Below are 21916 nucleotides of genomic sequence, written 5' to 3' on the forward strand. Positions count from 1 at the left end.
CTCTCGCCGAGCCCGAGCCGCACCCGGCACAGGCTCAGCACCCACGAGGCCGTGTACTCGCTCGGATGGCACTCGATGGCGTGCATCCGGGGCGACTGGCCGTAGTAATAGTCGGCCTCGGTGGCGGCCAGCACCAGAAACACCGGGCTCCGCGGACACAACGGCCGCACTCACACCACCCCCACCGGGCGGGCAGAGTGCGGCGAGTCGAGACGCGCAGCGACACGTCTCCTCCCAAGCGATAGCATCAACAACGCTCCACATCAGTAGTAACTGGCTGAGGGAGCCATCCCCGCGTGATGCTTGCCGGCGTACGCGGGAAAGGCTGCTCGTCCGGTGGCACCCACCACCGGACGAGCGGTCACAACACCGATGACTCGACTTTCAGCTCACCGGTGCTCTGCGAGTTCATCCCAGTAACGCAGCCACGTTTCTGAGCCGCGTGCACGTCATGTCGCATCGCTGCCCAGGTGGACAGATCCAGTAAGGGACACGAGGTTCCACGAGCTGCGACCCACCCCTTTCTCACTCGATCCGAAGTAGACGAAGTTCGGTCCTCCGCTTACTGCATCGCAATAGGTAGCCATTCAATCTCTCGCTGTGTTCGATACAGTACAGTGTATACACTCAAGACGCCAAACTAACAAGACATACAACTAGGATTACGACTTATATATACTACGAATGGGCGACAGTAGCTGCTCCTCGACCGGGGTGTCCTGCTGTGATGCTCACCAGGAGGTAGACGCATGGGTACTTCGGAACCGACGATGCATCGCATCCAGCTCGGCATGGAGCTGGAACAGCTCCGCACACAGGCAGGTAGGGAGCGAGAAGAGGTGGCCGAGCGTCTCGGCTGGTACCCCACCAAGGTCGGCAAGGTGGAAACCGGAGCTGCCACACTCAGTGCGGCTGAAGTGGAGGTGCTTCTCGGCTACTTCGAGGCCGACGAGACCACGGCTGAGCGCGTGCGGCAGCTCGGCAAGGAAGCTCGCAGACGAGGCAGCTACGGCAAGGTGTCCGACTGGGCTCGAAGCTACGTCGGGATGGAAGCCGGCGCCTCCGAGATCCTGCTCTTCGCCGAGGAACTGATCCCCGGCCTGCTGCAGACCGAGGACTACGCGCGTGCGGTCGCGGAAGCTTCGGTTGTTACCAAACGAACCGACATTGATCAGCTCGTCAAACGACGTGTCGAACGCCGCGAGAAGCTCTACAGCGCGGCCCCGCCACGCTTGTCGGTCGTTCTCGGCGAAGCAGCGCTGAGACGTCGGATAGGCGGTGCCGAGGTCATGCACGAACAACTGGACCTGCTCCGCGAGCTCGCCGAGCTCCAGCACGTGACGTTGCAGGTGTTGCCGTTCAGCACCGGTAGCCACGCCTCGCTCGGAACCTCGTTCACCATCCTGCGGCTGCACAACAACCGCAAGCACACGGTCTATGTCGAAGACATCACAAGCGCGGACTACCTGGATCGACCGCACCACCTCGAGACGTATAACCTGGTTTACGAGCGGCTACGGATGGACGCGCTCGGCCTGCACGAGTCCCAATCCGTGCTGCGACAGACCATGAACGACCTTGGCGCTGGAGGGTGACGGGATGACCCCCAACCTCACCGAGGCGCGGTGGCGCAAATCCACCCGCAGCAACGGCAGCGGTGCGTGCGTTGACGTGGGGATCGCGCCTTCCGCCGCTGGAGTCCGTGACACGAAACTGGGTAAGGAAAGCCCCACTCTCGCGTTCACACGTTCGCAGTGGGGTTCCTTCCTCGACGCGCTCAAGAACGACCGTCTCGACGACTGACCCTGCCTCGTGAAGTCCCGCTCGGCGTGCCGTCGGGCGGGACTTTTCGTATCTCTGGCTACGATGGCTCCTGACCGGAACCGGTCGAGAGGTGCTGATCCCACGGTCGAGGTGTGGTGTTCCGATGTCGCGGCGGTGGTGTGAAAACGTGCAGCGGCGGTTGTAACGTCGCAGGTCGCAGAGGTGCTCTCCACGTGTGTGGAGGTGGACCGATCGGGTCCTCAGCGATCTCCTGCGCCTGGCGGTGCTCTCCACGTGCGTGGAGGTGGACCGGCCGCACCTCTGCCCACCGACGCGCTGCGGGGTACGACCGTTCATCGGTGCGACCACCACGCCCCGCAGCTCGGGCCGTGCCGGGTTCCCCGCGTTTCGGGAATGCGTAAACGAGTGTTGGGCATTCGTTAATTCGGCGTGAGTGGTTCTCGTTCCCAGTGGTGAAGCAGGCTGTGCGCACCTGTTCGCCGGGATCGGGACCGGGAGCCCTTTTCGTGTACGACGATCCGGATCGTGCCGTGGTGCTGGGTTGGAGCGGCACCCTCGTCGAGTGCCACCGTGGCGGCGCCCGGCTCTTCCCGGGCGCGGATGCCGCGCTCTCGGGCGCCCGCCTCGCCTCGATTCCGGTGATCGTGCTCACCGCACACAAGCTGGAGGAGGTCGCCGCGCACGCGCGTCGGCTGCGCGTCGCGGACCGGTTGTCCATCGTGATCGCGGGGGACCGCGATCCGGTGGCCGAACTCGCGGCGCTGCGGGCGGAGTACACCCGGCTGGCCTTCGTGGGAAGCACGCGGGCCGAGATCACCCACGCGCACCGCGCCGGAGTGCTCGCCTTCGGGTTCTCGGGCGGCGGCTGCTCGGGCAAATCGCTGCGCGCGGCCGGGGCGGAGTCGGTACTGTCCAAGCTGGACCGATCCTTGGCGCTGCGGGTCACCGAACAGCGGTTGTTCAGCGCTTCGGGCAGCGACGCGAGCTAGGAGCGCCTCGCCTCGGCATCAAGCGAATGCTTCCGGTCGGATCCCCCGCGCTGTGGGCCGCCTGGCCACGACTCCGGTGATCCCCGCACCGCGGGACTCCCACGGGCGACTCCTCACCGGGGCGCGTTCCGCGCCCCACCTTCCCGGCTCCTGCCGGAAAGCCGAACCGGACCGGTTTCTGCGGAAACGATTCTCCGCCCGATCCGTACCCGGGCCGATTCGTACCCCGGGATGCGCGTTCACCGACATTCGATTACACTTCGTGTCGCGGTGAAAACACGGTGTTCCCGAGGAACACCACCGCCCCGAGGGCGAACAGGCGACGGATCGGACTCGGGGCCAGCGAAGTGTCCACTTCGTCGTGATTTCGTGATTCCCGCGTGACGAGTGATTCCTGTGGTTTCCTATTCCACTGCTGTTCATCTGTGTTGGTTCGACACGTCACCTTTCCGCCCTAGTGTCACTGTCGCCAGTGCAGAAGACGGCCGGTACCCATCGGCCGCAGCAGCGTGAAAAGGGGCTACCTGTGCAGCGCAGTATTGTCAGACGTACTGCCGCCGGTGCGGCGGCAGCGGCGCTGACCCTGGTTCTCGGAGCGTGCGGCGCCGCCAACGAGTCCTCGGGCAGTGCGGACGAGGGTTCGGGACTCTCCGGGACGCTCGACGGTGCGGGCGCCAGCTCCCAGGAGGCCGCACAGCAAGCCTGGCGCGCGGCCTTCTCCGAGAAGCACCCGGACGTCACGGTCAACTACTCCCCGATCGGTTCCGGTGGTGGCCGGGAACGCTTCGTCAACGGGGCGAGCGACTTCGGTGGCACCGACGCCGCCCTGGAGGGCGAGGAGCTCAAGGCCGCCAAGGAGCGCTGCGGCTCGCTCGTCGAGGTACCGGTCTACGTCTCCCCGGTCGCCGTGGCGTTCAACCTCGACGGTGTCGACGAGCTGAAGCTGACCCCCCAGACGATCGCCGGGATCTTCAACCAGGAGATCACCAACTGGGACGCCGAGGCGATCAAGCGGAGCAACCCCGACGTCGACCTCCCGAGCACGCCCATCACGCCGGTGAACCGCTCCGACGAGTCGGGCACGACCGAGAACTTCGTGGACTACCTGTCCACCGCCGCACCGGACGCATGGCCGCACGAGGTCAGCGGCAACTGGCCGGTTTCCGGCGGAGAGGCCGCCAAGGGAACCTCCGGCGTGAAGAGCGCCATCAACGCGGGCAACGGCACCATCGGCTACCTCGACGCCAGCCAGGCTGGTGACCTGGGCACGGTCGCGGTCGGCGTCGGTGACGAGTTCGTCTCCTACTCGCCCGAGGCCGCCGCCAAGGTGGTGGAGGTCTCCGAGCGCAAGGAGGGCCAGGGCGAGCACGTGTTCGCCTACGACCTCGCGCGGGACACCACCGAGTCCGGCACCTACCCCATCGTGTTGGTCTCCTACGGCATGGCCTGCGGTAGTTACGACGACGCCGAGACCGGCGAACTGGTCCGCTCCTACTTCCAGTACCTCCTCAGCGAGGAGGGCCAGCAGGCGGCGGCCGACGCCGCGGGCTCGGCTCCGATCTCCGACGGGCTGCGCCAGAAGCTGCAGCCGGCCGTCGAGGCCATCGGGGCGAGCAGCTGAACCACGACGCCAACCACGGTTCCGGGGGAGCACCGCGAGGGTGACCCCGGAACCCAGGTCGTTGGCCATCCAGGAGTCTCGGCCCGATCGCGCGGCGGTGTCGCCGATAGCCCCGCCGACTCCCGCGCGCCGGGCGGGGCGGTTCGGCGCCGGGCGTCTCGGAAACCCTCTCCGCCCTGGTGATCGGACCGAGAGTCCCGAAGAGCCGTAGCGGTTCTCCGGTTCCCGTACGACAGGCCGACCCCCGAAGGGATCGCTCGTGAGTAATACCGGGCAAGGCGCCACGACCGCCCGTCGAGCACGTAAGCGCCCCGCCGACCAGGCGTTTCGCGGGACAACCACCGGAGCGGGTGTGCTGATCCTGGTGGTGCTGGCGGGCGTCGCCGCGTTCCTGCTGGTCGAGGCGTGGCCCTCCTTCGTGGCCCCCGCCGAGGAGATCCCCGGCGAAGGGGGACTCGTCCTCTACATCTGGCCCCTGGTGTTCGGCACCCTGCTGTCCGCCGTGCTGGCGCTGGTGATCGCCGCCCCGCTCGCGGTGCTCATCGCGCTGTTCATCACCCACTACGCACCGCGCAAGCTCGCCCAGCTCCTGGGCTACGTCGTCGACCTGCTCGCCGCCGTGCCGAGCATCATCTACGGGCTGTGGGGATTCACCGTGCTGGCACCGGCCACTCGGGGACCGGCCGAATGGCTCTCCGAGAACCTCGGGTTCATCCCGCTGTTCGCCGGACCGCCCTCGACCACGGGGCGGACCATGCTCACCGCTGGACTGGTGCTGGCGGTGATGATCCTGCCCATCATCACCGCCGTGATCCGCGAGGCGTTCCTGCAGACGCCCAAGCTGCACGAGGAGGCATCGCTGGCGCTGGGAGCCACCCGACTGGAGATGATCCGCCTGGCGGTCCTGCCGTTCGGCTCCTCCAGCATCATCAGCGGTTCCATGCTGGGCCTGGGGCGCGCACTGGGGGAGACGATGGCCGTCGCGATCGTGCTCTCGGCCTCGGGCGGAGTCACGTTCAACCTGATCAGTTCCGGGAACCCGGCGACCATCGCGGCCAACATCGCACTGGAGTTCCCCGAGTCCTCGGGTGTCGCCATCGACACCCTCATCGCGTCCGGCCTGGTGCTGTTCGCCATCACGCTGGTCGTGAACATGATCGCCCGCGCGGTCATCAACCGTCGCACCGACTTCTCCGGAGCCAGTTGATGAGCACCACCACCTCTCCACCCCCGCCGACGGAAAGCGTCGAGCCGCCGCGAGAAACGAAGTCGCTGGTCCGCGGCACCTTACCGAGGTGGGCACCCTGGGGTGTCCTCGCCGCGGCGATCGTGATCTCGGCGCTGGCCGTTTCGCTGTTCGGGTTCGGCGTCGCACCGTTCGTGCTGCTGACCGCCGTGCTCCACACCGCGGGGATCGCCGCGTGGTCGCGCTGGGTGGAAGGCGGCCGGAAGGCGGCCGACCGCTCGTTCACCGCCGTGGTCACCTCGGCGTTCCTGCTCGCGCTCACCCCGCTGATCTCCGTGGTCGTCACGGTGATCTCCAAGGGAATGGACCGCTTCGACGCCCGCTTCTTCACCTACTCGATGCGCGGAGTGGTCGGCGAGGGCGGCGGCGCCTACCACGCGATCATGGGGACGCTGATCACCAGTGGCCTCGCCGCGCTGATGTCGGTGCCGATCGGGCTGGCCACCGCGATCTACCTCGTGGAGTACGGCCAGGGCAAGCTCGCCCGCGCCATCACCTTCTTCGTCGACGTCATGACCGGCATCCCCTCCATCGTCGCGGGGCTGTTCGCCTACGCGCTGTTCGCGCTCGTGTTCGGGCCGGGAACGGTCAACGGCTTCGCCGGTGCGGTGGCGCTGAGCGTGCTGATGATCCCGATCGTGGTGCGCTCCAGCGAGGAGATGCTCAAGATCGTCCCGGACGACCTGCGCGAGGCGGCGTTCGCGCTGGGCACTCCGAAGTGGAAGGTGATCCTGCGGGTCGTGCTGCCGACCGCGGTGGCGGGGATCAGCACCGGTGTCACGCTGGCCCTGGCCCGGGTCGTGGGGGAGACCGCCCCGCTGCTCATCGCCACCGGCGCCACCGGCAGCACCAACCTCAACCCGTTCTCGGGGCAGATGGCGACCCTGTCGGTGTTCTCCTACTACGAGTACGCCAGCCCGGGGGTTCCGTTCGAGCCCTCCCTGGACCGCGCCTGGACGGCCGCGCTGACCCTCATGCTCATCGTGATGGTGCTCAACCTGGCCGCGCGGTCGATCTCGCTGTTGTTCGCACCGAAGGCCGGTCGCTGACGAGGTCTCGCCGCGCCGCGCGGAGGGCGCGGCCCGCCACGTGGCCGAGCACACCAGGACTCGAAAGCACTGATAGGAGCCAAGGGGCTATGGCAAAACGCATCGACGTCAAGGATCTGGACATCTACTACGGCTCCTTCCGCGCGGTGCGCGACGTATCCATGACGATTCATCCGCGTGCGGTCACCGCCCTGATCGGTCCCTCGGGCTGCGGCAAGTCGACCTACCTGCGGGCGCTCAACCGGATGCACGAGCTGATCCCCTCGGCCAGGGTGGAGGGCGAGGTCGTCATGGACGACCAGGACCTCTACGCGCCGGGGATGGACCCGGTCGACGTGCGAAAGCACATCGGCATGGTGTTCCAGCGCCCGAACCCGTTCCCGACGATGTCGATCTACGACAACGTCGCGGCGGGGCTGCGGCTCAACCACAAGCGGATGCGCAAGTCCGAGATGGACGACGTGGTGGAGGAATCGCTGCGCGGCGCCAACCTCTGGGAAGAGGTCAAGGACCGGCTGCGCAAACCAGGCTCCGGCCTGTCCGGCGGGCAGCAGCAGCGGCTGTGCATCGCCCGCGCCATCGCGGTCCGGCCGGACGTGCTGCTGATGGACGAGCCCTGCTCGGCGCTGGACCCGATCTCCACGCACGCGGTGGAGGACCTGATGGCCCAGCTCAAGGAGAACTACACGATCGTCATCGTCACGCACAACATGCAGCAGGCCGCCCGGGTCAGCAACTACACCGGTTTCTTCAACATCGCCGGTACCGGACAGCCCGGGGAGCTGGTGGAGCTCGACGAGACCCCGACCATCTTCTCCACGCCGACCCACTCGGCCACCGAGGAGTACATCTCCGGCCGGTTCGGCTGAGCGCCCTCCGGAGTCGGTTCGGATTCGGTCGGGCGGGAGTCCGGCCCCGCCGGTTGCCCACCCTCGTGAGGCCCGACGTCGAGCGACGAACCCGCCCCACCGGCCGCGCGTTCGCGGTCGGTGGCGCGGGGTCAGGCCCTGACCGACGCGTTCGCCTCGGCGGGGCGCGGTTCCGAAAGCTCGGAGGAACGCCGCCGGGGCAGGAAGGCCGCGACGAGCAGGGCGACGACGGCCGCGCCCGCGCCGATGCCCATCACCAGCCGGAAACCGTGCTGCGAGGGGAAGCTGACGGGGCCCGACGAGACCGTCATCTGGGCGAGGATCACCCCCGAGATCGCGCTCGCGCTCGAGGTGCCGATGGAGCGCATCAGTGTGTTGAGGCTGTTGGCGGCCCCTGTCTCGGAGACCGGCACGGCGGCCATGATCAACGCGGGCATGGCGCCGTAGGCGAGTCCGACCCCGACACCGATCACGCTCGAGATCAGCACCAGGTGCCAGATGGCCGACATGAGCACGGTGTTGAGGCCGTACCCGAGGGCGACCACGACCGCGCCGACCATCAGGGTGACCTTGGGGCCGTACAGTTTGGAGATCCGCGCGGAAACCGGTGCCATGGCCATCATCACGAGACCGGAGGGGGCCATGACCAGCCCCACGACCACCATGCTCTGTCCCATGCCGTAACCGGCGGCCTCGGGCAGCTGCAACAGCTGCGGTATCACCAGTGACATCGCGAACATCGCGAAGCCGAACACGGTGGAGGCCAGGTTGGTCAGCAGCACCTGACGGCGCGCGCTCACCCGCAGGTCCACCAGCGGTCGCGCCGAGCGCGTCTCCCACAGCCCCCACAGCAGCAGCACGACCACCGAGGCGACGAACAGACCGACGACGGGTGCGCTGCCCCAGCCCCAGTCGCCTCCCTTGGAGATCGGCAGCAGCAGGCAGATCAACCCGGCGGAGAGTCCGGCCGCGCCCAGCACGTCGAACCGCCCGCCGGTGCGGACCGAGGACTCGGGAACCACCGCGAGCACCGCCACGGCCGCGACGGCGCCGAGCGCCCCCGATGTCCAGAACAGCACGTGCCAGTCGGTGTACTCGGCGAGGAAGGCGGCAGCGGGCAGGCCGAGCGCACCACCGATCCCCAGCGAGGCGCTCATCAGGGCGATCGCCGAGCCGAGCCGTTCGGAGGGCAGCTCGTCGCGCATGATGCTGATGCCCAGCGGGATGACGCCGGCGGACAGACCTTGCAGCGCGCGCCCGACGATCATGGGCGCCAACGAGTCGCTCAGCGCGGCGATCACGGACCCCGCCGCCAGCAGTACCAGGCTGGTCAGCAGCACTCGGCGTTTGCCGTACATGTCGCCCAGGCGTCCGGCGGAGGGAGTGGCGACGGCGGAGCCGAGCAGGGTCACGGTGACCACCCAGGCCGTTCCGGTGGCCGGGGCGTGCAGCAGTCGGGGGAGTTCGGGGACCAGCGGGATCACCAGGGTCTGCATCAGTGAGACCACGATCCCGGCGAATGCCAGCACCACCACGACGACGTTCGTCGGTGGTGCCGCGGCCCCCCGTTCGGGGGCGGCATCGGTGTCGGACACGGTTCGTCCTTTCGGTGTTCTCGGGGATGGGAGACACGAGAAAGTGTAAATCAATCGATTGACTTAAGTTAGCATCCGGTGGTTGACTTGCCCCGAGCAGTGCGTGATCGGAGTGTGAGGAGACCGTGCGATGGCTCATGACGAGGTCGGGCAGCCGCTGGACTACCCCATCCCGAACCCGGCACCCCTGGAGCCGCCGGAGGAGTGGGAGCGGCTGCGGCAGCGGTGCCCCGTCGCGGAAGTGCGACTGCCCAGCGGGGACGGGGCCAAGCTGGTGACGCGCCACGAGGACGTCAAACAGGTGCTGTCCGACCCCCGCTTCACCCGCCTGCTCGACGCGACGGACGCGGCCCGGATCTCGGACGACGAGTCCGGCGGAGTGTTCAACACCTCGATGGCCGCCGCGCTGCCGCAGACCGGTGAGCCGCACCTGCGCTGGCGGCGGATGGTGAGCAAGTGGTTCACGGCCAGACGCGTGACGGCGCTGCGGCCGGGCATCGAGGAGACGGCCGAACGGCTGGTCGACGACATGGTCGAGCGGGGCGCGCCCGCCGATCTCAAGGCCGCCCTGGGGTTTCCGCTGCCGGTCTACGTCATCTGCGACCTGCTGGGGGTTCCGGCCTCCGATCGGGACAGGTTCTCCCACTGGTCGGACACGCTGCTGAATCTGACCCGCTACGGCGAGGAGGAGATCAGGGCCGCCCAGCGCGAGTTCACCGAATACATGGCCGCCCACGTCGAGGCCAAGCGGTCCGAACCCGGTGACGACCTGATCAGTTCGCTCGTCGCCGAGACCGACCCCGACGGGCGGGGGATGTCGGACGCGGAACTGGTGGCCACCGGGCAGGGACTGCTGGTCGCCGGGCACGAGACCACCGCCAACATGATCGGCAAGATGGTGTCCGCACTGCTGGCGGACCGGCGACGGTGGGAGCGGCTGCTCGGGGACCGCTCGCTGGTGCGCGGCACCGTGGAGGAGGCGCTGCGGTTCGACGCCAACCCCGGATTCGGGATGCCGCGCTACATCACCGAGGACGTGGAGGTCGCAGGCACCCGGCTTCCGCGCGGCACCACGGTCGTATGCAGCATGGCCTCGGCCAACCGCGACGAGTCCGTCTTCGAGAGCGCCGACGACATGGTCCTGGACCGCGTCCCCAACCCCCACCTGGCCTTCGGCTCCGGGGCGCACTCCTGCCTGGGGCAGGCACTGGCCCGCACCGAACTGCAGGGGGTACTCGAAGTGCTGCTGCGCAGGCTCCCCTCGCTGGAACTGGCCGTGCCCGCCGAGGAGCTGCGACAGGTCGAGGGGCTGGTGGTCGGCGGACTGCGCGAAGTGCCGGTGCGATGGTGATGGCCATGACTGGCAGAACCGTTAGGGAAGAGCGCATCAACGCCACGCGGCAGGCGATCCTGCTCGCGGCCGAACGGCTGTTCGCCGAGCACGGCGTGCTGGCCGTGTCCAACCGGCAGATCAGTGAGGCGGCCGAACAGGGCAACAACACCGCGGTCAGCTACCACTTCGGGACCAAGGCTGACCTGGTCCGGGCCATCGTGCGCAAGCGAAACGAGCCGGTCGAGGGACTGCGCATCCAGCGGCTGAAGGAGGTCGGCGACAGCACTCGGGTCCGCGACTGGGTCGCCTGTCTGGTGCGTCCGAGCGCGGAGAACCTGGCGGCGTTGGGCAGCCCCACCTGGTTCGCCAGGTTCAGCGCACAGGTCATGACCGAGCCCTCGCTGCGCGACATCGCCATCGAGGAGTCGATGAGCTCACCGGCGATGCACCGGATACTCGAAGGGCTGCACCGCTGCCTTCCCGACCTGCCCGACGAGATCCGGGCCGAGCGCTCCGACATGGCCCGGCAGCTGATCGTGCACACCTACGCCGAACGCGAACGTGCCCTGGCCGAGGGGACTCCCACCCCCAGGGGCAGCTGGCAGGAGGCGGCCACCGGCCTGATCGACGCGATCACCGGGCTGTGGCTGGCACCGGTCACCGACTCCCCGTGACCGGGCGACCGCTCCCGCCGAGCTGGCCGTGCCGACACCGATACGAAGGGAGGAGAGGCATATGAAGGTCGTCGTCGACGAGGACAGGTGCTGCGGCGCCGGGCAGTGCGTGCTGCTGGCGCCCGAGGTGTTCGACCAGCGCGACGAGGACGGCGTCGTCGAACTCCTCGACGCCGAGCCGTCCGAGGAGCGGGCCGACGGCGTTCGCCACGCCGCGTCGGTGTGCCCGGCCCGGGCCATCCACGTCGCGGAGTGAGACTCCGTCCGGCACCCGGCGGTTCCCCAGAGGTCGCCGCGTCTCCGGTGACAGGGGAAGCCGAGCACCACACCTGCCTGGAGACCGCCGCGTTTCGCTGGAACGTCGGAACGCGACTGCCCGGATCGGCAGCTCCCGATCACGCGGCACGGGAGGTACGTTTCTCGGAGTAGTGCGATCATCCGGCCGACCCGATCGGGAGGCGAGTCCGAAGTGTCCAGTGCTGAGCCGAACTCGCGCTCTTCCCGGCAGCTGCGCCTTGCCCTGGCGTTGCGCGGCGGCGCAAGCATGGCCGTCTGGATCGGCGGAGCGGTCGCCGAGATCGACCGGTTGCGCCGCTGGGCCCCGGTGGGCGGCCCCTCGGCCCGGGAGGAGAGCCCACGCCACCCCTGGGCCGAGCTGGCCGAGCTCGCGGGGTACGAATCCGTCGAGGTGGACGTGCTCGCGGGCACTTCGGCGGGAGGTCTCAACGCGACGCTGCTGTCGGCCTCGCTGGTCTACGGCATGCCGTTCACCGCCATGCGCCGCGCCTGGATCAGACTGGCCGACCTGGAGGCGATGGCGCGCCCCGTCCCCCGAGCGTGGCAGTCCAGACCGGAGTCGCTGCTGGAGGGCGACGAGTACTTCCGCGCGGAACTGACCGAACTGCTCACCGAGCAGATCGGACGGGACCGCCAGACCGAGTCGGTCGAGCGCGTCGAGCTGCTGCTGACCGGAACACTGCTGGACCCGGTGACCGAGCGCCACTTCGACGCGGTGGGGACCGAGTTCGGCAAGGCCCGCAGGCGAGCGATGTTCCGGTTCCGCCACCGGGGTAGGCCCGGCGAACCCCTCAGCGACTTCGGCCCCGCCGAACAGGCCAGGAGCACCGCACGGCAACTGGCGCAGGCCGCCCGGGCCACCTCGTCCTTCCCGTTCGCCTTCGAGCCCGCCGTGTTCCGCTCCGACGACCCCGACCGATCGCGGCAGGGGGAGCGCCACGACACGCGCAGCGCCGCGTCGGAGCCCAACCTGTACGGCCGGTTCTCCGAGACGGCCACCTCGGCCGAGCGGCGGTTCCGGGTGATCGACGGTGGAGTGCTGGACAACATACCCGTCACGGCCGCCGTCGAGGCCATCCGACAGGTCGAGGCCGACGCGCCGACCGAACGCTGGCTGCTCTACCTCAACCCGGAACCGGACTCATCGCGCTCCGACACCCGCAGGGAGCGATTCGCCCGGGCGGTCACGGCCACGGCACTGCGGGCCAAACTCGGGCAGGAGAGCCTGCTGACGGACATCGACAGCATCGGCAGGCACAACGAATCCGTGCGGCGGGCCGAGGGGCGGCGCGAGGCGATGCTCACCGAGCTCGCGGTGACGCCGCGCGCCCGGCGCGCCCGGCTGCTCAGCGATCGCGTGATGGCCGTGTCCGGCGAGTACGCCGAACAGCTCGCCGAGATCCGCGCCGATCACGTGTACGGACTGCTCACCGCCCCCGAGGACACCACCGGCACCCCGCTGCTGCCCCCCGTGCCGAGACAGCCGCTGGACGGGTGGCCCGCGACCGCGTGCACCGCGCTGCGGGAGCGACTGGTGGACGAGTACCGTTCGCACGCCCGGCGACGTCCCGGGGAGGTCTTCGACGACGTGCGCACGTTGCTGTCCGCGGTGGACGAATGCCTGCGCTGGGTCCGCGAACTGCAGGCGCACCGCCGTTCGGAGCGGACGGCAGCGGTCAAGTCCTCGCTGTACCGGCTGCGTACCGTCGCCGAGGCCCTGCGCGGTCAGACCGACCGCTGCTGGATCCACGCGGCGGGCAACGAACCCGTTTTCGTGCGTGCCGAACTGGACGGCTGGATCGAGTGCGTGCTCGACCGCCACCACCGGTTGCAGCACGCGCTGCCCTCCCCGGTGGGAGCGCTGCTGGCACCGCTGCTGGACAGCGTGCTCGACGAGGAGCCCGAGGCGGGCTCACCGTTCCGGCAGCGGCTCGCCGAGTTCAACGCGGAGCTGTCGGCCATCGTGGACTCCTCGGGAGAGGAGGCCGCGGAGTCCGACATCGGGGTCGACGCGGTCGCCGAGAGCTGGTCCACCCTGCAACGCCTGGTCGGCGACCTGGTCGCCGCCACCACACCGGCCGATCTGGTCGAGGTGGACAGGAACACGCGTTGCCTGCTCGAACTCGCCGCGGACGTCGACCCGACGCGGCTGCTGCACGAGCTGGTCGTGCTCACCACACCCGTGGAGCTGGACACCGGGGCCGACTCGCGCATCCTGCTGCACCGCCTGGCCGCCGACAGCTCCAGCCCGCTGCCGTTCACGGCGCTGCGCGGCTCCGACGGTGAGATCCCGCTCGCCGACAAGGTGCGCGGTTCGGGCATGGGCAATTTCGCCGCCTTCCTGTCCGCCAAGTGGCGTGCCAACGACTGGATGTGGGGCAGGTTGGACGCCGTCGCCGGGCTGGTGCCGATGTTGCTCGAACCCGACCGCCTGGTTCGCCACAGCGCAGCCCTCGGGCCCGACGGGCTCGGCGACGCGCTGCGGCGAATCCTGAGCAGGCCGACCAGTGCGGAACTCGGCGAGCTCGACGAGGCCAGCGCCGAGCGGTGGCACGAGTTCCTCGCCGAGCGCTGGGCGGAGCACGCCGGGGCGGTGCGGGCCGAACTCGAAGCGCTCTTCGCGAATCCGGCCGACGAGCACCCGCTGACGGCGACGCGCCGCGCCGTGGTGGAAAGGTTGCAGTGGACCGTCGCCGCCGAGGAAGTACCGTTCGTGACCGCCGTGTCCTCCGGAGCCGATCCGAACGCGGGCGATGCCCGGCCCGTTCGGGACCCGAGACGGCTGGAGGAGCGGGTACGCGGCTACGACGTGGGCAAACAGCGCCCCGCCGATCTCGCGGAGCGGCGGATGGCCTCCACCGCCACCAGGTGCGCGCTGCTCGCACACCGGGCGCTGTCACCCGGCTGGAAGGGGTTCCGCCGCGCCCTCGCAAGCACGGGCATGATCCTGCTCAAGCCGCTGACGATGTTGCTGGCCCTCGCGCTCGCCGCCCCCCGACGCGCCGCTCTCGGAACGGTGCTCAGTGGTTCCGCCGTGGCGCTGACCGAGTCCACGTCCCCCTCGGCGCGGGAGTACGCGCTCGACACGCTGCAGCGGGCGGGGAGTGTCGTCGAGCTCCACACGTGGCGGTGGCTGCGCGTGGTCGAACTGTCCGACTCACCGCCCGGCCCGCTGGGGTGGATCGCCGCCCTGCTGGCGGTGGGAGCCGCCGTGCGCTGGGGTTGGTTGGTGAACTCGAACAACGTCGCGGCGGCGACCCGGTCGTTGATCGGACTGGCCGCCGGCGGGCTCCTGGTGGCGGTCGGCTACTGGCTGTTCGGGCTCGGAGTGCGGCTGGGACCGCTGGGGCTGCTGCTGGCCGGTGCGGGAATCACCTGGTACGCCACCTTCGCGCTGCGCACCGGCGGCAGGATCGCCGCGACCCTCCTCAGCGCGGTGATCCCCGGCGCGCTGCTGGTTCCGGCGGTGCTGCAGAGCTGGTCGGTGTCGTTCTGGGTCCTGCTCGCACTGCTTCTCACCGCGTGGGGGCAGACGACGCTGTTGAGCGTCGCCGACGTGCTCGAACCCAGGCCGCGCGGTTCGCTCGAGGCGACCGCCGAGACGTGACGAGGAACCGTCTCGCGCCGCGTGCCGTGGTGGGAATCGCGAGCCGCTGTCGCCTAGGATGCTGCTGTGTCCGACCCCGCCGCGAACACGCCGCCGGACGGCGTTGAGACCCGTGCGGCCCCCTCAGCCGGGCGTACCCCCGGGAAGAGGTTCCCGGCCCCGGTGCCGGAGGGGACTCCCTTCCACCTGCTCGCGCGCAACTCGGCGCACCGCTGGTGGCGCCCCGCCGTCGCGCTGCTCGTGTTCCTCGGGTTGGCGGTGCTCGCCTCGCTGGTAGGGGCCGTCCTGCTGGTGGGCATGATCCTGTTCGGCGGCCCGCTCGGCTCGTTCACCCCGATGCTGTCACCGGATTCCGCCGAGGAACTGCTGTCGGCCCCGTTGACGGTGCTGTTCCTCAGCTTCGCCTCGCTGGTCGCCCTCGTTCCCCCGGTGGCGCTGACCGCGCGCTGGGTGCAGCGGCGCGGGTTCGGCACCGTTGTCGGCGTCCTCGGAGCGCCCCGGTTCCACTGGCTCGGTGAGGCGGCGCTCTGGGCCTCACTGGTGTTCGGTGCGCTGTTCGCGATGAGCGCCGCGCTGCAGTCGGCCGCGGGGGTGCCGGTGCTCGCGTTTCCCGGCTGGCGGGTTTACCTGGCGGTGGCGCTGACGGCGCTGCTGGTGGTGCCCGCCCAGAGCGCGGCCGAGGAGCTCGTCTTCCGCGGTCTGCTGCTGCAGACGCTGACGGCGTGGCTGCGGACTCCCTGGCCGGGGATCGTGCTGTCCTCGGTGCTGTTCCTGTTCGCACACGGCTACACCGATCCGCTCGTGTGGGGCGAGCTCTTCCTGATGGCGGCGAGCATGTGCTGGCTGAGCGTCCGCACGGGTGGGTTGGAGGCGGCAGTGGCCATGCACACCGCCAACAACAGCCTGAGCCTGCTCGTCGCCGGTCTCGGCGGGGTTCCGAGCACGCAGCAGGCCGGTGACTACCAGGTGATCCAGGTGCTGCCCATGGCCGTAGCCATCCTGCTCTACACCTGGGTGATCGACCGCAGGGCCGCGCGTCGTGGTCTGGACACCGTCGTCGGCGGACGGATACGGATCAGTCCGCTCACGCTCGCCCCTCGCGGGTGACTTCCGGGCAACCGTCCACATCGACGGCAAGGCCCCACCGCTGAGATCGTCACCGACACTGCCCGTCCGGAAGAGCGGGGTAGACTGGGGCGAGAGGACATCTCGGCAGGTTTCGGACCGCTCCGCGCTGAGCATCCCCCGGGAGCAACGGGTCGGTCCCGCGTCGGTCCGGCCGAACGGGCACGGAGCGAAACCGTCGGTCGTGTCCCGGCGAACAGCACTGACGACGCTCCCGAACAGGACGTCGCTCTCTACGGAGGTGTCTACGGTGAGCAGCCTGTTTCCCGGCTCCGCCCGGTCGGCTCCGGGGCTTCCCAGCTTGCCCACCCCGCCGAGTGGCTGGCCGATCGGCTCCTACGGCACGTACGAGGAGGCCCAGCGTGCCGTCGACCACCTCGCTGACAACGACTTTCCGGTGCAGGAAGTCACGATCGTCGGTGTCGACCTGATGCTGGTGGAACGGGTCACCGGGCGGCTGAACTGGGCACGGGTCCTGGGCAGCGGAGCGCTCTCCGGTGGCTGGCTCGGGTTGTTCATCGGCCTGGTCATCAGCATCCTCACGGTGCAGAATCCCTGGTTCGGTCCGGTGCTGGTCGTGCTGGCCGCCGGGATCGTCTTCGGCATGGTCTCGGCCGCGATCACCTACGCCTCGATGCGCGGGCGGCGCGACTTCTCGTCCTCCAGTCAGGTGGTGGCCGGGCGCTACGACGTGCTGAGCCAGCCGAAGCACGCCGAGCAGGCCCGGGACATGCTGGCCCGGCTCGCGATGGGCAACCAGGCCTCCCAGCAGTGATCCGGCGACCGCCGTGTCGGCCGAATCCCGAGGGCGCCGCGCCGAGCGCGCTCCTCGGTCGTGAGCGGCGCGAGTGGCTCGACGGCTCGCCGCTCGTCGGGAGGAGCGGTTTCAGCCTTTCGCGTCGATGTCGCCGAACATCTGGGTCCAGTAGTGGGTCCACTCGCTGTCGGCGTCCTTGGCGTATCCCACCCCGAGCTCGGTGAACGAGCAGTTCAGGATGTTCTCGCGGTGGCCGGGGCTGTTGAGCCACTGCCGGAACGTCCTGGCCGCGTCGGCGTTGCCCGCCGCCACGTTCTCCCCCACGTAGACCGACGGATAACCGGCCCGCTTGGCCCGGGCGACGTGATCGGTGCCGTTCGTTCCCCTGTGCCCCAGATAGTTCCGCCGGGCCATCTGGGCGCTGTGCCGTCGTGCGGCCTCGTTCAGCACCTCGTTCAACCGCAGTTTCGGGCACCCGGCGCGAGCACGGGCCCTGTTGGTCAGCCGGAGCATCCGTCGAGCCCGGTCGGGCTCGGCGGGTTCGCCGGGGCGTTCCGCTCGGTCGTCACCCCCGGAGCCGTCTTCATCGTCGGCCGCGACGTGCTGGTCGGCCCGCTCACCGGCCATCGGACCGCCTCCCTCGGCGGGATCCGGTGGTGAGATGCCGAGCAGGAGTGTCAGTGGTGCGGCGGCGAGTAGCAGCCGTGTCGGCGTTATGGCCATGTACGTCTTCCGGTGTCGTTCGTCCTCTCCCCACCGCCGGAACGTTTCGCCGTACGGCGGGGAAACCTACTGCGCTGACAACGGAATTGGTACCTCATCCGTGCCGACGCACGCCTCGAATCATCTCCACCGGGGGATATGGGAGGCTTTGATTTCACCCGGAGAGGGAACAACGGTTCCGGCAGCCGGGACGTCGCGGTGCGGTGCTGTCGGAACCCGGACACGGTTTCCGGCGGGCCCGGGGAAACCGTTCCGAACGGTCGCGTCCGGCGTCGGAAACCACCGCGAGGGGAGCCCCCGCCACAGCGGAAGGCGTCTCCGCGAGCGGTTCCGCGAAAGACCCACGTTCGAGCCGGAATCCCCGAGCGGACGTTTCGGGACGCTCTCAGATCTGGTTCGCGATGATCAGGAACACCGCGAGAATCCAACCGTTGATCAGGGTGAACAGGACGGCGAGCTTGTTGGTGACCAGACGGGACATGACGGTACCCCCATTGTGCAGATCGAAACGGTTTCCGCGCCCGGTACGAACCGCCGGGCGAACGGGATTCGCCGCACGATGTGGCCCGTGGTGCCTCCCGGGAATCAGTACGTCACGGCATCGCGGCGTGCGAGTGTGGGAGTCACGTGCCACATCGCGCCGGGTTTTCGTTCGTGCCTGACGTGTCGGTGTCCGCCCGAGGGGAATCGCCGCCGTCGGTCCCGCCGCTCGGGCAGCGTCGCGGCGCGCACCGCGTGGTGCCGCGTCGGTTCCGAGATCCGTCCGTGCCGGATGTGGAGCACGATTCCCTCCCAACCGCGTTCGTCGAGTCGGTGGACTCGGTGGAACGGCTCGCGCGGGGCTCGGTCGCGAATCCCGTCACCCCTGTGGTTCCCCGGTCGCGCCGGGGCACCACCGGTTCCCTGCCGTTCCCGGACCGCTCGGCCGGCGGTCCCCGGTCACCGTGTTCTTCTCGTCCCGTGGCGGGGCGTCGCGGCCCTACCCGGTGTGTCGTCGTCACTTCCCGAATCGTTACGGCTGCCGGTCACAGCCAGTTGTTCCTGCGGAATATCTTGAACAGCATCACGCAGCAGACCATCATCACCAGCAGGGTCACGGGATAGCCGAACGCCCACTGGGTCTCCGGCATCCTGTCGAAGTTCATCCCGTAGACCCCGGCGATCATGGTGGGTGTGGAGATGATCGCCACCCACGCCGAGATCTTGCGCATGTCGGTGTTCTGCTGCAGCGTGATCTTCGCCAGCGTCGCGTCCACCAGCGTCGTCAGCAGTTCGTCGAAAGAGGCCACCCGCTCCGACACGGTGGCGAGGTGGTCCTCGACGTCGCGGAAGTAGGAGCGCACCTGATCCGCCACGTGCGGGGTGTGGTCGCCCGCCAGGCGCTGCAACGGTTGCGAGAGCGGCATGACGGCACGGCGCAGCTGCATGACCTCACGCTTCATCAGGTAGATCTGTTCCGCGTCGATGCCGGTGCGCGGCGCGAAGACCTCCGTCTCGATCGAGTCGATGTCGTCCTGGATCGACTCGGTGACCTCGAGATAGCTGTCCACCACGTGGTCCGAGATGCCGTGGAGCACAGCGGAGGGGCCGAGCGCCAGCTGTTCCGGGGACTGTTCCAGTTCCGCACGCACTCTGGTCAGCGCCGCCTGGTTGCCGTGCCGCACCGTGATCACGAAGTCCCGTCCGAGGAAGATCATGAGCTCGCCGCTGCTGACGATCTCGCTGTTCGTGGCCCTGGCGCGGTCCGGCACGTAGCGCACCGTCTTGAGCACCATGAACAGCGTGTCGTCATAGCGCTCCAGCTTGGGGCGCTGGTGCGCGTGCACCGCGTCCTCGACCGCGAGCTCGTGCAGCCCGAAGGTCTCGGCGATCCCGTTGATCCGTTCCTGGTCCGGTTCGTGCAGTCCGATCCAGACGAATCCGCTCCGCCTGCCGCGGACCTCGGCCATCGCCTCTTCGTGGCTCCACTCGCCGGGGAGTCGTTTCCCCTCGACGTAGACCGCGCAGTCCACGACGGACGCGTAGTGCGCCCCGGCACTGGGAGTACTCCGCGAGCCCCGATCGCCGCGGTTGACGCGGTTACGCAGACCTAGGTTCGGCAGACTGGGCACGGTGACCTCCGGGCAGGGTTTCGGACTCGCAGCGCCCTCGCGCTTCGGTGTCGCGTGAGCGCATCCCCACCCGCTCCGGTGAATCACCGGTTCTCGGTTCGGCGGATCACCCGGGAATCGAGGCGGCGCCGGATTCGTGTCGGCCGACACGTTCGGCGGGGATGCGGCCGGTACTGCACGGCAGTGCGCTGTCGGCACCGCTCGAACTGGCAGCGGCGTCTGGCACGTATCCTCACCTCCGTTTCGGCTCGACTCCGGGGCCTCGGCCGGTGGCCGACCACCCACTCATCCTACTCGTCCGTTCGCGCCGTGTCGGAACCGGTGCGTTCCGCGTGTTCCCGTCCGGTGCCGTTCGATGGTTCGTCGTTCGGTGGTTCGCCGGGGGCGGTGGTCCTCGCGGCGCCGCCGTGGAGTGTATATAGTGCGACAACCCATCTTTTCGAGTGAAAGTTGACGGTTCTGGGGACGAGGATCGATCAATGTGGTGATCCCTGCCGCGATGTGTTGTCGACAACACGTGTGCGCCAGGGACGTAACTTCACCCGATAAGGGGTTTCTCAACTGTCGGGGCGGGGTTCGCGGGGCAGGCGGTCCCACTGCTCCAGCAGTTCGGCGAGCCCTTCGGTGAGCACGCCGGAACGGCGCATTGTGGTGAATGTCGCATGGTCGGCCCACATCGCGTCAGCGGCGTCGTCACCTGGGGAAAGTTCCCAACTGCTCACGCGACAGGAGTAATCGACGATGTCGTATGTGTAGTGTGATCCCGATCTCGTCAATCGCCCGGCCGGCGGACCGACGGTCGCTGACAGCCCCGTCTCCTCGGCGATCTCGCGCCGCAGCGCCGTTTCGTCGTCCTCTCCCGGCGCCACCTTGCCGCCGGGAAGTGACCACTCGCCCTGACCAGGATCGTTGGCTCGCTTGATCAACAACAGCCTGCCGTGCTGGTCGTGGATCACCGCCCCCACGCACCGGATCACCGGAGCTCCGAAGTCCCTCATGGACACACACGGTAGTGAATTCGACGCCGCTTCCCGAATACTGACCCAAGTGCGCTAAAAACCTGCCGTACAGGCGATGAGTGCGGTACAACGGATCAGCAGGTGCCAGCACTAAACAGGTCAGTTCAGACGGGGTGCGTGACAGTGAACATCAAGAAGATCCTAACCTGGGCCGGGATCGCGTTCCTGCTGTTTTTCCTCATCTCCGCGCCGGATCAGGCGAGCGAGGTCGTCAACGGCATCCTCGACAGTCTGCGTCAGGCCGCGGAAGCGGTGATCACGTTCATGCGCAATCTGTTCCGTTGAGCGAGGGGTTCCTCTCCCGTCGGGTCGTCGACCGAACGGTCACACGCGACCGGTGAAGAGCCGGACAAGGCGCACAGTCCGTTTCGGGGCCGGTACTGGCACTGTGAGAACACCGTGATCGGCCCCGAACGGGAAAGTCGAACCACGCGAGGGTGGTGGCTATGTTCGCACCACGGGATCCTGACGAGTATCTGCTGGAGACCGAGCGACGGGTGATCCGAGTTCGTAGGCACTGGGCCTGTCTAGTGTGGGACATCTTCGAGGCCGCCGGTTTCCTCGCGGGCTTCATGATGATCTCCTACCTGTTCCCCGGGGAGAACTGGCTGCTGCAGAACATCCTGTGGTACGCGGGACTCTTCGTGCTGCTGCGGTTCGTCTACCAGGTACTGGACTGGTACGTGGAACGCATCGTGGTAACCGACAAGCGGTTCATGATCACCGAGGGCATCCTGATGACCTCGGTGCAGATGATGCCCGTGACCAAGGTCACCGATCTGACCTACTCCCGCAGCGTGCCCGGAAGGCTGTTCGGATACGGCACGTTGATCGTGGAGTCCGCCGGGCAGATCCAGGCCCTCAACCGCATCGAGTACCTGCCCAACCCGGAAGAGGTGTTCGACGCGATCTCTTCTCTCGTCTTCGGCGAGAAGAAGGCGCAGCAGGACCGCTTCTCGATGCTCAAGGCCCGCCGCGCCGCCGTCGGCCGGGGCAGGACCAAGGTCAAGACCGAGTAGCGTCGGACTCCGGCCCGGTCCCCGCGCGGGCCGGACTCCGGTGCGGGGACGGCCTCCCGGCGATGTCGCCGGGACGTGTCGAACGGAGCTCGCATCG

19 protein-coding genes are annotated in these 21916 nt (G+C 68.6%); 15 read left to right on the forward strand and 4 right to left on the reverse strand.

Going from position 1 to position 21916, the window contains the following annotated elements; all coding sequences use genetic code 11:
- Nucleotides 1–749: 749 nt before the first annotated feature.
- From BLQ75_RS15365 to pstB, 7 genes are all read left to right on the forward strand, one after another.
- Nucleotides 750–1595, forward strand: coding sequence for a helix-turn-helix domain-containing protein (locus BLQ75_RS15365; protein WP_092602944.1), 846 nt, complete (start codon nucleotides 750–752; stop codon nucleotides 1593–1595).
- Nucleotides 1579–1803, forward strand: coding sequence for a DUF397 domain-containing protein (locus BLQ75_RS15370; protein WP_342028307.1), 225 nt, complete (start codon nucleotides 1579–1581; stop codon nucleotides 1801–1803). The genes BLQ75_RS15365 and BLQ75_RS15370 overlap by 17 nt, the downstream gene beginning before the upstream one ends.
- A 488-nt stretch (nucleotides 1804–2291) precedes the next feature.
- Nucleotides 2292–2774: an HAD family hydrolase gene (locus tag BLQ75_RS15375; protein WP_092602946.1), complete on the forward strand. Its 483-nt coding sequence runs from the start codon at nucleotides 2292–2294 to the stop codon at nucleotides 2772–2774.
- 526 nt (nucleotides 2775–3300) lie between these two features.
- On the forward strand, nucleotides 3301–4395 hold the full coding sequence (locus BLQ75_RS15380; protein WP_092602948.1) for a phosphate ABC transporter substrate-binding protein PstS: 1095 nt from the start codon (nucleotides 3301–3303) through the stop codon (nucleotides 4393–4395).
- 259 nt (nucleotides 4396–4654) lie between these two features.
- Nucleotides 4655–5602: a phosphate ABC transporter permease subunit PstC gene (gene pstC, locus BLQ75_RS15385; protein WP_092602950.1), complete on the forward strand. Its 948-nt coding sequence runs from the start codon at nucleotides 4655–4657 to the stop codon at nucleotides 5600–5602.
- Nucleotides 5599–6690: a phosphate ABC transporter permease PstA gene (gene pstA / locus BLQ75_RS15390; RefSeq protein WP_425286462.1), complete on the forward strand. Its 1092-nt coding sequence runs from the start codon at nucleotides 5599–5601 to the stop codon at nucleotides 6688–6690. Before pstC ends, pstA begins: the two co-directional genes overlap by 4 nt.
- A gap of 89 nt (nucleotides 6691–6779) precedes the next feature.
- Nucleotides 6780–7559 carry a phosphate ABC transporter ATP-binding protein PstB gene (gene pstB, locus BLQ75_RS15395; RefSeq protein WP_092602954.1) on the forward strand — a complete coding sequence of 260 codons (780 nt, stop codon included), beginning with the start codon at nucleotides 6780–6782 and terminating at the stop codon, nucleotides 7557–7559.
- A 131-nt stretch (nucleotides 7560–7690) separates the two neighbouring features.
- Here the strand turns inward: pstB and BLQ75_RS15400 are convergent, their stop codons facing one another.
- Nucleotides 7691–9154, reverse strand: coding sequence for an MFS transporter (locus BLQ75_RS15400; RefSeq protein WP_244515594.1), 1464 nt, complete (start codon nucleotides 9152–9154; stop codon nucleotides 7691–7693).
- Nucleotides 9155–9284: 130 nt separating this feature from the next.
- On the opposite strand from BLQ75_RS15400, the gene BLQ75_RS15405 reads away from it, so the two are divergent.
- From BLQ75_RS15405 to BLQ75_RS15430, 6 genes are all read left to right on the forward strand, one after another.
- Nucleotides 9285–10505: a cytochrome P450 gene (locus tag BLQ75_RS15405; RefSeq protein WP_092602956.1), complete on the forward strand. Its 1221-nt coding sequence runs from the start codon at nucleotides 9285–9287 to the stop codon at nucleotides 10503–10505.
- Nucleotides 10506–10510: 5 nt separating this feature from the next.
- On the forward strand, nucleotides 10511–11161 hold the full coding sequence (locus tag BLQ75_RS15410; protein WP_092603248.1) for a TetR/AcrR family transcriptional regulator: 651 nt from the start codon (nucleotides 10511–10513) through the stop codon (nucleotides 11159–11161).
- 61 nt (nucleotides 11162–11222) lie between these two features.
- On the forward strand, nucleotides 11223–11417 hold the full coding sequence (locus BLQ75_RS15415) for a ferredoxin (protein ID WP_092602958.1): 195 nt from the start codon (nucleotides 11223–11225) through the stop codon (nucleotides 11415–11417).
- 213 nt (nucleotides 11418–11630) lie between these two features.
- A complete protein-coding gene (locus BLQ75_RS15420; protein WP_092602960.1) occupies nucleotides 11631–15065 on the forward strand; it encodes a patatin-like protein in 3435 nt (1144 codons plus the stop codon).
- Nucleotides 15066–15131: 66 nt separating this feature from the next.
- Nucleotides 15132–16172 (forward strand): CPBP family intramembrane glutamic endopeptidase, encoded by a 1041-nt coding sequence (locus BLQ75_RS15425; protein WP_244515595.1) that lies wholly within the window; start codon nucleotides 15132–15134, stop codon nucleotides 16170–16172.
- A gap of 268 nt (nucleotides 16173–16440) precedes the next feature.
- On the forward strand, nucleotides 16441–16965 hold the full coding sequence (locus tag BLQ75_RS15430) for a YflT domain-containing protein (protein WP_092602964.1): 525 nt from the start codon (nucleotides 16441–16443) through the stop codon (nucleotides 16963–16965).
- 111 nt (nucleotides 16966–17076) lie between these two features.
- On the opposite strand, the gene BLQ75_RS15435 is transcribed toward BLQ75_RS15430, so the two are convergent.
- From BLQ75_RS15435 to BLQ75_RS15450, 3 genes are all read right to left on the reverse strand, one after another.
- Nucleotides 17077–17670, reverse strand: coding sequence for a CAP domain-containing protein (locus BLQ75_RS15435; RefSeq protein WP_244515597.1), 594 nt, complete (start codon nucleotides 17668–17670; stop codon nucleotides 17077–17079).
- A 1025-nt stretch (nucleotides 17671–18695) separates the two neighbouring features.
- A complete protein-coding gene (corA, locus tag BLQ75_RS15445; RefSeq protein ID WP_092602968.1) occupies nucleotides 18696–19781 on the reverse strand; it encodes a magnesium/cobalt transporter CorA in 1086 nt (361 codons plus the stop codon).
- 557 nt (nucleotides 19782–20338) lie between these two features.
- Entirely contained in the window at nucleotides 20339–20779 is a 441-nt protein-coding gene (locus tag BLQ75_RS15450) for an NUDIX hydrolase (protein WP_170837516.1), read from the reverse strand.
- A 144-nt stretch (nucleotides 20780–20923) separates the two neighbouring features.
- On the opposite strand from BLQ75_RS15450, the gene BLQ75_RS23555 reads away from it, so the two are divergent.
- Nucleotides 20924–21085 (forward strand): hypothetical protein, encoded by a 162-nt coding sequence (locus tag BLQ75_RS23555; protein WP_170837517.1) that lies wholly within the window; start codon nucleotides 20924–20926, stop codon nucleotides 21083–21085.
- A gap of 161 nt (nucleotides 21086–21246) precedes the next feature.
- Nucleotides 21247–21819, forward strand: coding sequence for a PH domain-containing protein (locus BLQ75_RS15455; RefSeq protein WP_092602970.1), 573 nt, complete (start codon nucleotides 21247–21249; stop codon nucleotides 21817–21819).
- Nucleotides 21820–21916: the final 97 nt, after the last annotated feature.

The sequence above is a fragment of the Actinopolyspora xinjiangensis genome (assembly GCF_900104475.1).
GTDB lineage: Bacteria > Actinomycetota > Actinomycetes > Mycobacteriales > Pseudonocardiaceae > Actinopolyspora > Actinopolyspora xinjiangensis.